17 protein-coding genes are annotated in these 11,785 nt (G+C 66.7%); 12 read left to right on the forward strand and 5 right to left on the reverse strand.

The genetic code is table 11. From position 1 onward, the window contains the following. Positions 1 to 104: 104 nt before the first annotated feature. From AOK08_RS05490 to AOK08_RS05510, 5 genes are all read left to right on the forward strand, one after another. On the forward strand, positions 105 to 317 hold the full coding sequence (locus AOK08_RS05490) for a hypothetical protein (protein WP_055524176.1): 213 nt from the start codon (positions 105 to 107) through the stop codon (positions 315 to 317). Beyond that, on the forward strand, positions 301 to 819 hold the full coding sequence (locus AOK08_RS05495; RefSeq protein ID WP_055524178.1) for a DUF6879 family protein: 519 nt from the start codon (positions 301 to 303) through the stop codon (positions 817 to 819). The genes AOK08_RS05490 and AOK08_RS05495 overlap by 17 nt, the downstream gene beginning before the upstream one ends. Beyond that, a complete protein-coding gene (locus AOK08_RS05500) occupies positions 809 to 1,639 on the forward strand; it encodes a helix-turn-helix domain-containing protein (protein WP_079053850.1) in 831 nt (276 codons plus the stop codon). Before AOK08_RS05495 ends, AOK08_RS05500 begins: the two co-directional genes overlap by 11 nt. A 283-nt stretch (positions 1,640 to 1,922) precedes the next feature. Further along, positions 1,923 to 2,144 (forward strand): hypothetical protein, encoded by a 222-nt coding sequence (locus tag AOK08_RS05505; RefSeq protein WP_055524181.1) that lies wholly within the window; start codon positions 1,923 to 1,925, stop codon positions 2,142 to 2,144. A gap of 96 nt (positions 2,145 to 2,240) precedes the next feature. After that, positions 2,241 to 2,708, forward strand: coding sequence for a hypothetical protein (locus tag AOK08_RS05510; protein ID WP_055524182.1), 468 nt, complete (start codon positions 2,241 to 2,243; stop codon positions 2,706 to 2,708). Between the two features lie 122 nt (positions 2,709 to 2,830). Here the strand turns inward: AOK08_RS05510 and AOK08_RS05515 are convergent, their stop codons facing one another. Then, positions 2,831 to 3,670 (reverse strand): MmyB family transcriptional regulator, encoded by an 840-nt coding sequence (locus tag AOK08_RS05515; protein WP_055524184.1) that lies wholly within the window; start codon positions 3,668 to 3,670, stop codon positions 2,831 to 2,833. Positions 3,671 to 3,861: 191 nt separating this feature from the next. Between AOK08_RS05515 and AOK08_RS05520 the strand changes: the two genes are divergently transcribed. Beyond that, on the forward strand, positions 3,862 to 4,053 hold the full coding sequence (locus tag AOK08_RS05520) for a hypothetical protein (protein WP_055524185.1): 192 nt from the start codon (positions 3,862 to 3,864) through the stop codon (positions 4,051 to 4,053). Between the two features lie 226 nt (positions 4,054 to 4,279). On the opposite strand, the gene AOK08_RS05525 is transcribed toward AOK08_RS05520, so the two are convergent. Continuing rightward, complete coding sequence (locus AOK08_RS05525; RefSeq protein WP_055524187.1) at positions 4,280 to 4,666, reverse strand: hypothetical protein; 387 nt, start codon at positions 4,664 to 4,666, stop codon at positions 4,280 to 4,282. Next, positions 4,663 to 4,863 carry a hypothetical protein gene (locus AOK08_RS45535; RefSeq protein ID WP_157876571.1) on the reverse strand — a complete coding sequence of 67 codons (201 nt, stop codon included), beginning with the start codon at positions 4,861 to 4,863 and terminating at the stop codon, positions 4,663 to 4,665. Before AOK08_RS45535 ends, AOK08_RS05525 begins: the two co-directional genes overlap by 4 nt. A gap of 529 nt (positions 4,864 to 5,392) precedes the next feature. On the opposite strand from AOK08_RS45535, the gene AOK08_RS05530 reads away from it, so the two are divergent. Both AOK08_RS05530 and AOK08_RS05535 read left to right on the forward strand, forming a co-directional pair. Beyond that, positions 5,393 to 6,286 carry a helix-turn-helix domain-containing protein gene (locus AOK08_RS05530; RefSeq protein ID WP_241826846.1) on the forward strand — a complete coding sequence of 298 codons (894 nt, stop codon included), beginning with the start codon at positions 5,393 to 5,395 and terminating at the stop codon, positions 6,284 to 6,286. Beyond that, entirely contained in the window at positions 6,283 to 6,495 is a 213-nt protein-coding gene (locus AOK08_RS05535) for a DUF397 domain-containing protein (protein WP_055524189.1), read from the forward strand. Before AOK08_RS05530 ends, AOK08_RS05535 begins: the two co-directional genes overlap by 4 nt. Positions 6,496 to 6,599: 104 nt before the next feature. Here the strand turns inward: AOK08_RS05535 and AOK08_RS05540 are convergent, their stop codons facing one another. Next, positions 6,600 to 7,958: a helix-turn-helix domain-containing protein gene (locus tag AOK08_RS05540; RefSeq protein ID WP_055524191.1), complete on the reverse strand. Its 1,359-nt coding sequence runs from the start codon at positions 7,956 to 7,958 to the stop codon at positions 6,600 to 6,602. Between the two features lie 190 nt (positions 7,959 to 8,148). On the opposite strand from AOK08_RS05540, the gene AOK08_RS05545 reads away from it, so the two are divergent. The 4 genes from AOK08_RS05545 to AOK08_RS05560 all read left to right on the forward strand — a co-directional run bounded on the left by AOK08_RS05545 (position 8,149) and on the right by AOK08_RS05560 (position 10,827). Continuing rightward, positions 8,149 to 8,625: a glycine-rich domain-containing protein gene (locus tag AOK08_RS05545; protein WP_055524193.1), complete on the forward strand. Its 477-nt coding sequence runs from the start codon at positions 8,149 to 8,151 to the stop codon at positions 8,623 to 8,625. Between the two features lie 129 nt (positions 8,626 to 8,754). Continuing rightward, complete coding sequence (locus AOK08_RS05550; RefSeq protein ID WP_079053852.1) at positions 8,755 to 9,438, forward strand: class I SAM-dependent methyltransferase; 684 nt, start codon at positions 8,755 to 8,757, stop codon at positions 9,436 to 9,438. A 220-nt stretch (positions 9,439 to 9,658) separates the two neighbouring features. Further along, positions 9,659 to 10,438, forward strand: a complete 780-nt coding sequence (locus AOK08_RS05555; RefSeq protein WP_055524197.1) for a hypothetical protein — start codon at positions 9,659 to 9,661, stop codon at positions 10,436 to 10,438. A gap of 197 nt (positions 10,439 to 10,635) precedes the next feature. Continuing rightward, positions 10,636 to 10,827, forward strand: a complete 192-nt coding sequence (locus tag AOK08_RS05560) for a DUF397 domain-containing protein (protein WP_055524199.1) — start codon at positions 10,636 to 10,638, stop codon at positions 10,825 to 10,827. Positions 10,828 to 11,339: 512 nt separating this feature from the next. Here the strand turns inward: AOK08_RS05560 and AOK08_RS05565 are convergent. Continuing rightward, entirely contained in the window at positions 11,340 to 11,612 is a 273-nt protein-coding gene (locus AOK08_RS05565; protein ID WP_055524201.1) for a hypothetical protein, read from the reverse strand. Between the last annotated feature and the right edge of the window lie 173 nt (positions 11,613 to 11,785).

An 11,785-nucleotide genomic window follows, 5' to 3' on the forward strand; every position in this document is an offset into this window, starting at 1 on the left:
TAAGAGGCAGGTGGGGGTGGTGGCGGGGGGTGCGTTGCTGCTGGCGCGGATGTCGTCACTCGGCACGGCGGGCAGGTGACCTGCCCTGCAAAGAGGGGGGCACGATGGCGCGTGAGGAACTGACCCGACTCACCGGGAACGGCAACGGCAACGGGGAATGTGGGGGCGACGACTGCCCCAACGTGTACCGAACGGCCTCGGGGTCGTTCGTGGTCCAAGGGGACACATCGAACGCCTTCGTCCCGCCGGCGGGAGAAGCGCTCGTGGAGATCCCGGAGGCGGTACTGAGGGAGGCTGTCCGTGCTCTTGGCTGGTGAGGACTGGCGGAGGACGTTCGATGGCATGCGGCAGGAGGCATGGCGGCTGGAAACTCTGCCTGTCTACCGCGTGCCCCAGGAGAAGGATCTCGTACGCCGGTTCCTGGACGGGGAGCCGGTCACGCGCGAAGCGACACAGCCCTGGTTCGACCGCGTCCACGGGTATGTGGCCGACGGGCGCAGCGTGGGACGAGTTCACATCGTCACGCAACCGCTCTCGGACTACCTCCGCTTCGAGTTCGAGTACTACCGGCACAACGTCGAAGCCGGGGAAGCCATTCGCATCCTCGACGTGACCCGTCGCCCGAACCCCCTTGAGGGGGTGCAGGACTTCTGGATGTTCGACCGGTCCCGGATCGTGCTGATGCACTACGAGCCGGACGGCACCCAGATCAGCCGGGAAGTGTACGAGGGCGCCCCTGAGCCGTTCCTGGAGTACCAGCGCATCGCCATCGCGGAATCGGTGCCCTTCGAGGAGTACGTGAAGGGTCTTGACGCTTGACCCTCAGCGACTGGGTCAATCGAAAGCGGACCTGGCCGAGACACTGAAAACGCTTCGGAAGCGAGTCGGACTTTCCCAAGTCCGGCTCGCTCGGCGTTGCAATATGTCTCAATCGAAAATCAGTAAGATCGAAACCGCTGAGATCATACCGAGTCTGGTGGACGTCGAATTGATCCTGCGGGCACTTGAAGTGTCTGAGCAGATGACGGCCGAAGTCGAGGCTCTTGCCCGGTTGGCGAACACTGAGTGGGAGCCCATTCGTGCGCTGTGGCGGCGCGGCCTGGAGAAGCGGCAAGCTGAGCTGGTCGGCCTGGAGACAGAAGCGCGGGAGTTGCGCTACTTCCTCCCGGCAATGATTACAGGTTTGTTGGCCAGCCCTGAATACATTAGAGCCAGCCTCGAATATTCACCAGGAGACGTCTCCAAAACCGTAGCGCGGAAGCTGGAGCGGCAAGAGGTCCTCTACGACACCACGAAGCAGTTCACCTTCCTGCTCACTGAGCAGGCCACCAGGTGGGCAGTGGTCCCGGCTCCCGCGATGGCCGTGCAGATCGATCGCCTCGCTTCGCTGTCCCGCCTGCCGAATGTGAGGATCGGGATAATCCGCACGGGCACGGTCATAAGTCGCGGCCCGATGAACACCTTCACGGTCTACGACGACAGGCTGGCCACCGTCGAGACGTTCACGGGGCGAACAGTCTTCCGTGACTCCCGTGACATCGCTGAGCACCTGGAAATCTTCAGCCGATATGAACAATTAGCCATGTTTGGCGACGAGGCGAGGACCCTTCTTGCGGAATGGGCAGACCTCTATCGTTGATCTTTAGTAGATAACGGGAATAGTGGTCGTCAGTATCCGTCAACCGGTAGATCATGGATGAATCATGAAGCCGGGGAGGATCGATGGCGGGTGCGCAGAAGCCTCAGGGATACAGACTTACGGAACTACCTCCGGAACCGAAGACAGTTCCAGGTTGCATGGAATGCCGGGAAATCGGCGTGCGCCGAGAGAGCGCCCGCTCCAGAGGAGACTTCAGCAGCGTTTCGGACGCGAACGTGGAGTTGCGTCAACATCATGAGGGCAAGCACTCAGGGGACCGGCCGTGAGCGTCACGGCCGAGGACATCGGTAGGTACGTCCAGGACGCGTCGGGACGGTCCGGAGTCCTCCGTGACGTGATCCCCGACTACGAAGACCCCGCAGAACCGCCGGGCGAACGCCGCAGGTTTCCCGTCGCCTTCCTCTGGCCCGAGGGCGGCGGCAAAGAGTGGCTGGAGCTGGACGCTGCGGGCATCGACCCGGCGCGCTTCGGCCTGCCGGTCTGACCGGCGACTCCCCAAGCCGGCCGGTCCCGGTCCCCATTCGCAGGGACCGGGACCGGCCGGCTCTCCGACCCCCAACACCGAGAACAGGTACGGCTGTTGCACCACCACGGCTATCTATGGACAGGCCCGAAGGAGCGCTTCGACCAAGAGGCCCTACGGCGGCCACCGCATCCCACTCCGCCCCCGGCAGACACCAGACCGGACCTGATCCAGCGCTACCGTGAAGTGGCCGCGGAGTTCCCGGTGGTGGATCTCCCACCGCTGGAGACGTCGTACTGGCTGATCAAGCCACGCTCCCTGGTACGAGGCACATGGGACGAGGCGAAGGAGGCGGCGGCATGGCTCGGGGAGCGCCTGTCCGAGTACGCGCCCAGGTTCGCCTTCCAGAGCGACTGCGACACCCCCCGTCTCGCCGCACTGCTCAACTCCGCCGCCGAACGGCTGAACGCGGGCGCTGACGTCTCACTCGGCGTCTACCTGGAACGCCCCTCGTACCTCTCGCTGGCCGTGGTGACGTGCTCCCCGAACCGCGCACGGCCCGAACTGGCTTGCCCGGTGCGGTAGTCGGTGCGAACAGGTGCCGGAGAGAACAGGATCCGGCACCTCCGCGAGTACCGCCCCTGCGCGTCGAACACCGGTGGCCGGCCGCCGTGACTGCCGTGGTTGTGCCTGCGCCGCCGACAAGGTCACCGACCGCCCCTGCTCGCGTGGAACATCTCCAGCAGGGCCGCGGCGGACGGCGAACCGGGGGTGGTCGTGTACACGAGCACTATCTCGTCCGGGTCGCTGGTCAGTTGGAGTCCCTCCCAGGAGAACTCCAGCCGTTGGTGGGGAGGGTGGCAGCGCACGACGACGGTCGAGTGCGTGGTCTCCAGGACGTGCTGTTCCGACCAGAGCCGCCGGAAGTCCTCGCTGTGGTGCGCGAGTTCGTCGATCTCCCGGATGAGCTCAGGGTCCCGGGGCCTCTTGCCGGTCTCGGTCCGCAGGTACGACACCGCCTCGCGGGCCTTCGCCTCCCAGTCGACATACAGCCACCGGGCGCGCGGATCCGTGAAGACGAGCCGTCCGACGGTGCGCTGTGCGGCGGGGATGCCGCCGAAGTCGGCGAAGACGGCCGCCGCCAGGCGGTTCCACGCGAGTATCGAGCCTCCCCGGCCCACGAGGTAGGCGGGAGTGCCGGCCATCGAGTCGAGGATGTGCTGCACACTGGGCCGTACGCCGCCGGAGCCCTCGTGGCCGGAGCCCGTGCTGCTCGGCCTCGCCAGACTGCGCAGGTAGCGACACTCGCCCGGGCTCAGCCGGAGCGCCTCGGCCACGGCGTCCAGCACGGCGTCCGACACCCGGGACGCCTGTCCGCGTTCGAGCCGTATGTAGTGCTCGACACTGACGGCCGCGAGCGTGGCGACCTCCTCGCGGCGCAGTCCCCTCACCCGTCTGACTCCGTGGTCGGGTAACCCCACGTCCTGGGGGCGTAGTCGGGCCCGGCGGGAGAGGAGGAAGTCGCGCAGGGCGTCGAAGGTGTCCATGCCAGGCATCTTTGTCGCCGGTCCCGGCGCCTGCCAGTAGGCGCGAGCCTCGCCGCGTGATCCCGCCAGGGCATGGTGTGACCTCCCTCGGGCATCCCGGTCGTCGCAACCTCGTACCGCGCCCCTGTCACCGGGGGCACCCACCGCGCGGCCGGCCGGTCCGGCGGCGCCCAGTCGAAAGGACGAGCACCATGCCCCACAGTGCACGCACCCGCAAGCAGCGAACGGCTTCCGCGATCGGCGTACTCGTCGCGGTGATCGGGATGACCGTAGGCGGCGGCGTAGCGGCGTCGGCGGCCACCGCCACCGACACCGCCAAGAAGTGCTACATCGAGGTACAGGTCCACGGGAAGTGGACCAAGTACGAGGTGCCGTGCGGCTGAGCTGACGATCCTGCCGGTCGCGACCGAGAGGGCGCGACCGGCAGGGCTCACGGTCGGGTCCCTGTGCCGTCCGCCGCGCTGTCCTCGGGCACGACCGGATTGGGCGTGGGTCAGCGGACGGTCTCCAGGACACCAAGAATGAGGAGGACCGCCGCCCCGGACATGGCCATGAGGGTGAGCGTCCACACCCATGACTCCAGACGTTTCCTACGGGCCCGGTGGGACATCACAAGCCGGCACCTCCGCTCGCCGATGCCTGGTGATGGCAAGCGCAGGTGCACACGAGATAGTGCACTCCGGGTACGCCGGTGTCGCGGGGTTCGGAGTCCTGGCACTGCGGGTGCTGGCTCAGTACGCAGCGGGGGGACCGGAACGGGGGCTCGGGTGTCCAGGCAGGCTCGTTGGGGTTGGTGACCGCCGGCCCCTGTCCCGGGAAGCCGAGGTCCGATCCGCCGACGAGGGGGATGAGATACCAGCTTCCGCCCCTGGAGTCCTGGTGGTCGCCCTCGTGTCCGACAGGCAGGACGCATGCGCCGCTCTCGCTGAGGATCGGCGCGCGGTAGAACAGCGAGGCGCGGATCGTTCCGCACGCATCGGTGGACCGAGTTGTCATCCGGCACCCCCGTCGTACGCCCGCCGGTAGTCGTCCCACAGCCCTTGCCCGGTCCCACACCCGTCCTGTGCCGTGCGAACCCGCTTGCAGTCGTCGCACTTGCGGGCATGCTCGAACCAGAGCCGATAGGCACGCAGCATGGGCAACTCGGCCTGCCGTACGGCGGCTTGGACTCTCGTACCCCTCTGGCCTGTCATCGGGTCACCGCACGATCGTGCGCCCTCGGAGCCGGGTACGCGAGAGAGCACAGGTAGGGCCGTGACAGTTGGGACGCGGAACCGTCCAGGGGGCCTTGGCCGGTGCTGTACGGCTGCCAGCGCGCGGCGGGCACCGGTACTGTCCAATCGGCGAGATCTGTTGGATCTTCCCTGATCAGGGCGGTGTGCGTCGGCGGCGGTCGGCGACGGCCGATGCCGGTGGGCGGAATCAGGCGGGTGAGTCCCCGGAGAACCAGGATCACCACAACCCAGTGCGGCGCGGCAGCGCTACGCTCGGCCATGTTCATCAACTCCAACAAGTTGGTGGGCCACGCCCCGGGAGTCCTGGCCGACTCGCCGGGGTCTTTTCTTCTCGGGTTCACCGTCCCCCTCGGCGCTCAGCATCAGCAATAGAATCAGGCAGAAATCAGCCTTGGATGAAGAAATGGCACATGCCAATGCAAACGCATGGCCTCCGTAGCGTGCGCACCTGATGCGAGGCTGAACACATCGCAGGCAAGGCGCGCACATGCGCGGGATCGAGGAGCACATGGCCGCAAAACCTCAGCCCACCGCTAGGCGGATCGGACTTGGCCATGAACTAAGGCAGTTGCGCAAGGCGGCCGGGTTCACCATTGCTCAGGCGGTCGACGGCCTGAGCGTCGACGAGACCACCCTTCAGCGCGTCGAGACCGGCTGGAAATCCTTCCGGCAGGCCGGCCACCTTCGGGAACTGCTGGAGCGCTACGGCATCACCGACGAGGAGCAGATGGACCGGCTGGTCACTCTCCAGCGGGAAGCGTCCAGCCGGGAGTGGTGGGCGGACGGCAGTACGAACATGCTGTCCGGCATGCCTCGCTTCCTCGGGATCGAGGCCGCAGCACAGGAGATCCGTGCATTCCATCCCGTCGTCATCCCGGGCCTGCTCCAGACCGAGGCGTATGCCTTGGCTGTGCACGATCTGCACAGACTGATCGATGAGACCACAACGGAGTTCAGGCGGCAGAGCATGCAGTTGCGGGCGCGGAGGAAGGAGGCATTGACGCGCGACGGAGACCCCGTGAAGCTGCGGGCGATCCTCCATGAACCTGCCCTGCGCTACCCTCTCGGGGGTGCCGACTTGATGCGCGAGCAGTACGACGAACTCGCCAGGGTGGCCGACTTGGAGAATGTCACCATCCAGGTCCTTCCCCAAGGGGGACGTGGCTACGTGGCGCTCCATGACGTCAGCATCATGATCCTTGGCGAGGGTCTGCCGACCACTGTCGTGAGCGACACGGCGTGGTTCACCGTCGCTGTCACGGACAAGCCCCGCGAAGTGGATCGGTTCTCAAGGATGTTCGACGCGATGGCATCGAACGCCCTCCCTCCTCGGGACACCCCGAAGTTCCTGCACCAGCTATCGCGAGAGATCACGGAATGAACACTCAGCCTGCCTCTGTCAATGCCTCCGACCTGGAGGGCCTGAACTGGTTCAAGTCCTCCTACAGCAACGGCGGCGGCGTCTGCATCGAGGTCTCCAAGGACCTCGTCGGCGTTGTCCCCGTCCGCGACAGCAAGAACCCCCACGGCCCGATCCTGGTTGCCTCCGGAGCGGCATGGGACGCCTTTGTGGACCAGCTCAAGCACTAAGGGCAGAGCACAGAAGGGGCACCCCCACCGCGCGGTCGGGGGCGCCCCTCTTCCGGGACCGGAGCAATCGAAGTTCGGGTGCGCCTTGACGCAGGCTCGGCCAATCAGTCCCTGTGATCGCGGAGCGGGCCTCGCTCACTCCGCAGCCCGCGTGCCGCCCTCTCCACGGGACTGGCCGACACCACCGTGGTCAGTTCCCGTACGCCGACCGTACGCGGGTGGCGTGCGCCGAGGTCCGTGACGATCTGCCTGATCGAGGACCGGTCCCGTACTTCGCCGGGACTGACCCGCACCGCGGCCAGCAGTTCGGTCGCGGTCTGTTCCGGCTTGCCCAACTGCCACCAGGCGCGCGCCAGATCGGTGTGCATCCGGCTGCGGCGCTCGGCGGTGGCGAACTGCTCGGGCCGCAGATTGCGGCCGGCTTCAAGCGCGGCGCCGGCGTCTCCGAGCGCCCAGTGCACGCCCACCGCATACAGGTCGACGGCGGCACCGTTGAGCGGGAACAATCGCCCTTTCGGCGCCTGCTGCGGAAGGCGGCGCCCGGCCCGATGCGCTTCCTGGATCATCGCGAGGGCTTGGTGTCGGTCTCCGGCCACGGCTGCCGTGTACGAGGTGGTGCACAACATCTGTGCGTACGCGGCGGCCTGCGCCGATGTCGTGAGCCCGGTGGACTCCATGTCTGCGGCGGCTTTCAGTATCAGGCGCTGGGCTGCTGCGGGCTGGTCCTGGTGACGCAGGACGATCGCGAGCTCGCGGGCGGCAGCCGCAGCGACGAGCGCGGAGCCGGACAGGTCCGCATACGTGATGCCCCGGTCGGCGGTCAGTCGTGCCTGCTGGTAACGGCCGAGTTTGGCGAGGAGCTGAGAAGCCAGGGTGTAGGAGGCTGAGAGCCTCGCGTAGCCCAGTTCCGTGCGCGATCGGGCGGCGAGATGACCGTCACCGAGCAGCCCCGGGAGCTTCCCGGCAAGTTCGGCGTGTCGGCCGCCGTCGAACAGTGCGCGGGCATCAGCTAGTTGGGCGTCGAATGGGACTGCCTTGCCGCTGGGTTCAGGAGTTCCGGCGAGTGCGTCGTCGACTCCGAGAAGTAGAGGGGCAGGGACTGCTGCCCCGGCTGCTGCGAGCAGAGTGCGGCGGCGCATGGGGTCCTCCTCGGCGTCACACGGACCGTCCGGCGCCACTTTAGTGGCGGCAAGGGCCCCGGTGCCGGTAATGCCGAGTGCTTCCATCAGGATGTGTGACGGCATCCCTACTGTGTGAGCTGCCTGCCTGAGCAGTTCGAGGTCGGCTACCCGGCCGCGTGATTCCAGTCGCGACACGGTGGCAGCCGAGCACCCCAACCTGCCACCGAGGTCGGCTTGCCGCCAGCCGCGCTGGACACGGCCCATGCGGACAAGACCTCCGGGCGCGCGTCGTTCGATGAGGGTGCGGGCCTGCGCCGACGTCCATAACGGATCGCTGAGCATGCTGCCCTCCACACGCCACGAGACGGGGGCTATCACCGTAGACGGGGCGTTCCAGAGCAGTCGAGGGCGTGTGCACGATCTGCAAACCGCTTGCACAGCTTGAGAGTTGACCACCACTGTCCTCCGCAAGGTGGTGACCTTCCCATAGCGCCCCTCAACCCGTGGGGCCCACAGAAGGAGGACAACAGACATGGCCATCGCCCTGGAAAGCCCGGCTCTTGCAGCGGCCGCCGGACCGGAGTCGTCCCCGTTCAGGGACCAGCGCTCCTTCGTCACGCCGGAGCTGTGGAACAAGCAGGTCGCGCTCCTGATGCGCGACTACCCGTACGACGAGGTCATGGCTACGCGCGTGCTCGGCCAGGCGTACGCGTACCTGTTCACCGCCATGGCCAGCCGTGGCAAGGGCCTGGGACTGACCCCCGGTCACATCGTCGACATCGGCGTCCACACGGTCATCCTCGACACCGTGGCGTACGCCGAACTGTGCGACCGCTACAACGGTGGCGCTTTCCTGCACCACGTGCCGCTCGTGGACATGAAGGCCGACGGATCGGTCATGCGCACCGCGCACGAGATCGCGGTGCAGGGATTCGAGGTCGACCTCCCGCTGTGGCAGGCTGACTCGGCCGACTGCGGGCCCTGCAGCCCGGGCAACGACAGCCACTGACCAGCATCCCCGGTCTGGTCCGCTCCTGAGGGGGCGGACCAGATCTCGTCGGACAGCCACCGACACGGCTGCGAGTGAATCAGGTGGGAAAGCCCTCGGCGATCACGGAAAACCCATCAGGATGGGGCCGTGACCCTCTCCCCACCTTCAACAACCGCCACAAGCAGCCCGCACAGCGGCATCGTGGACCGTTTCCACTGGGACTGGTACCAGCGCGCCGAGCCCAGCTCCGAACTCCTCGGTGACCTCACGGACCGGACCGTGGTGGAAATCGGCGCCGGTTCAGGGCGACAGGCCGCCTACCTCGCCCGCGTCCACCGGCCCGCCCGCGTGGTGGCCGTCGACCGTGACCCCGCCCAGCACGCTCGTGGTCGTGAACGCTTCGGGGACATCTCCCGGCTGGAGCTGGTGTGCGATGACGCAGCCACGTACATGGCCAAGCATCCCGACACCTTCGACGTCGCGTACTGCGTCTTCGGAGCACTCGACTTCACCGATCCCGACGAGTTGCTGCCGGCGATCGCCGAAGGGCTGCGACCCGGCGGCCTGCTCGTCTTCTCCACCCTTGCGCACTACCGCACTGGCCGCGCCCCGGAGACGGAGTCGCGCCCCGCCACGATCTCCACCCGACGGCCGGACGGTACGCCGGGCACGATGTTGCGGTGGGTCCTCGACATCCCCGTATGGCACAGGCTCTGCGACGAGCACGGCTTCGAAACCACGCACACCGACACCATCCACGACCCGGGCAGCGCATACGACCCGCCCATCGCCACGAACGTGTTCCGCGCCGTACGACGAAGGGCAGCCTGAAGTCACACCTGCACGGACCAGGGGGCAGTCGACGCCCCGTACAACACGGTGGTTCCCTTCTTCGGGTGTGCCCGTCAGTCCCGGTCCACATGGTCGGGGGCGGCAGCGGTGGGCCGGTTGGCGCCGGGATGCGTGATTTCGGTAGCGGCATGAGAACCACCCGGGTAAGTTCGCGTTCTTCGGATGGCGGAAGCTCCCGGAGTCCCGGAATGCGAACGCCATGACGAACCCCGACCCCGACCAACTCCCCGCACGACTTCGCCTCGCTGCCGCGCTCGACGGCCTGGCCGCAACCTTCGTCGGGATGACGGCCCACCCCGACGAGCACAACTGCGTGTGCCACTGGGGCGGTCCCGAAGAACTCGCGCAGCTCAAGGTCCCGGACGCAGAGCTGGACCCCGATCTCCTGCGCCGCACCTGGCAGGCCCCCGACTGGGACGACCACGCATCCGTACTGCGCCGGATCCTGCCCCAGTTCGCCAGGGGACTCGTCGACGGCTCCGTCACGGCGCTCTCCGGCTACGAGGAAGCCGGCGGCTCGTTCGCCCTCGGTCATTGGCAGCAGTGGCCCGCCGAACAGGCCGAAGCAGTGAGGGAATTTCTGGACGCCTGGTGGGTCCAGACGCTCACCGATCCGGATCCCGTGGTGCCCGCGTACGAGGTCCTGGCGCTGGTCGAGGTGGCGTCCGGCACGCTCACCCCGTGGCTCAGCACCTGGGAGACGTTGACCGGCCACCCGGCCGACGATCACCTTGCCGAGGCGGTAGCAAAGTGGGAGTACGACCTACTCGGAGACGAACTCCCGTGGGCCTATTGGCGTAGCGAGGAAGAGGCAATCGAAGAGGCACGCACCGAGCTGACCACCTGGCTGGTCCGCAATGCACCTGCCCGGCTCGGGGCCCATGGCGTACCAGATGAACTGCTCCACCGAATACGGCTGTTCGGCCTCAAGGGCGCCGATCGTTGGGAGGACCCTGACTGGCCCGGCTACCGCTACTGATCACCGAACCGACACGGCTGAACGTTGTCCTGAACGAAGCGGTGTTGAGGTGCCCGCTCGGTGGAACCACCGTCGTGGGGGCAACTCCTACACCTGCTGAAGGTCGGTGAGTATCCCGACGGGCACCATCAAGGTGATCCCCTTTCAGCGCGGGACTGCACCTGGGTGTCGTGTCGGGACTGAAGTGGCAGGGAGCTATGAAAAAGATTGATCTGACAACCGCGATATGGACCAAGTCCAGCCACAGCAACGCGCAGTCGGCCTGTGTGGAAGTCGCCCTCCTCGGCAACAGCACTGTGCCGATCCGCGACAGCAAGAACCCCCACGGCCCGATCCTGGTTGCCTCCGGAGTGGCCTGGGACGCCTTTGTGGAGCAGCTCAAGCACTGACCGCAGAGCAGAAGGCGAGCACCCTCAACCACACACGGTCGGGGGTGCTCGCCTGTTTTGCGATGGCAGCCCGAGAACCACCCGGGTAAGTTGGCGATCTTCGGATGGCGGAAGCGTCCGGAGTCCCTGAATGCGAGGCTCTGACAGCGATCACGGGGAGCCTTCACGGTCGGTGAACGGGCTGTCCGATTCCGGACTGCACGCCGGGGTGCCGGTGGCCGGTCGTAAGCCGGGAGCTCCGGCGCGGCAACGTACAAGAAGGCCCCGTACACACCTTAAGGAACGGGGTGCGTACGGGGCTGGCCCGTTTTGAGAGTTCGCTGCCTACCGCTGGTGCCGTCTGGCCCGCACCGGCGAATGCAGTGCCGCTCTGACCTTCCACCAGATCCGTCGGACGGTAGAGGTGGAGGTCGAGTAGCTGACTGCGTAACCGCGTTCTTCGCTGTTCAGCGGGTTCAGGGAACGCCCCTCACGGGGGTAGCGCTCCTCGGGATCCCGGGCCATGTCTCCTCCTACGGAGCCGTGGTGCCGCAGTTCTTCCGGAGCTCGTTGTCGGCCCGGGTGGTCGGGCTGGAGCCGACGCCGGTGACGAGCCCCTTCATGACAGGGTAGTAGGTGTAGGTGCCGCCGCCGTCGTTGCAGTCGACCGACCAGCCGTAGTCGATGAAGGAATTGGTGGTGGGCCTGGTGGCGTGCCAGACGTCGTAGCCGCGCGGGCCGCTCCAGGAACCGCGCCACATCTGGGTCTCGATGTGCTGGGACCCGAACGAGCTCGATGGAACCACCGTCGTGGGGGCAACTCCTACACCTGCTGAAGGTCGGTGAGTAACCCGACGGGCACCATCAAGGTGATCCCCTTTCAGCGCGGGACTGCACCTGGGTGTCGTGTCGGGACTGAGGTGGCAGGGAGCTATGAAAAAGAGTGATCTGACAACCGCGATATGGACCAAGTCCAGCC

Source organism: Streptomyces graminilatus (assembly GCF_001418565.1).
Classification (GTDB): Bacteria; Actinomycetota; Actinomycetes; order Streptomycetales; family Streptomycetaceae; genus Streptomyces; species Streptomyces graminilatus.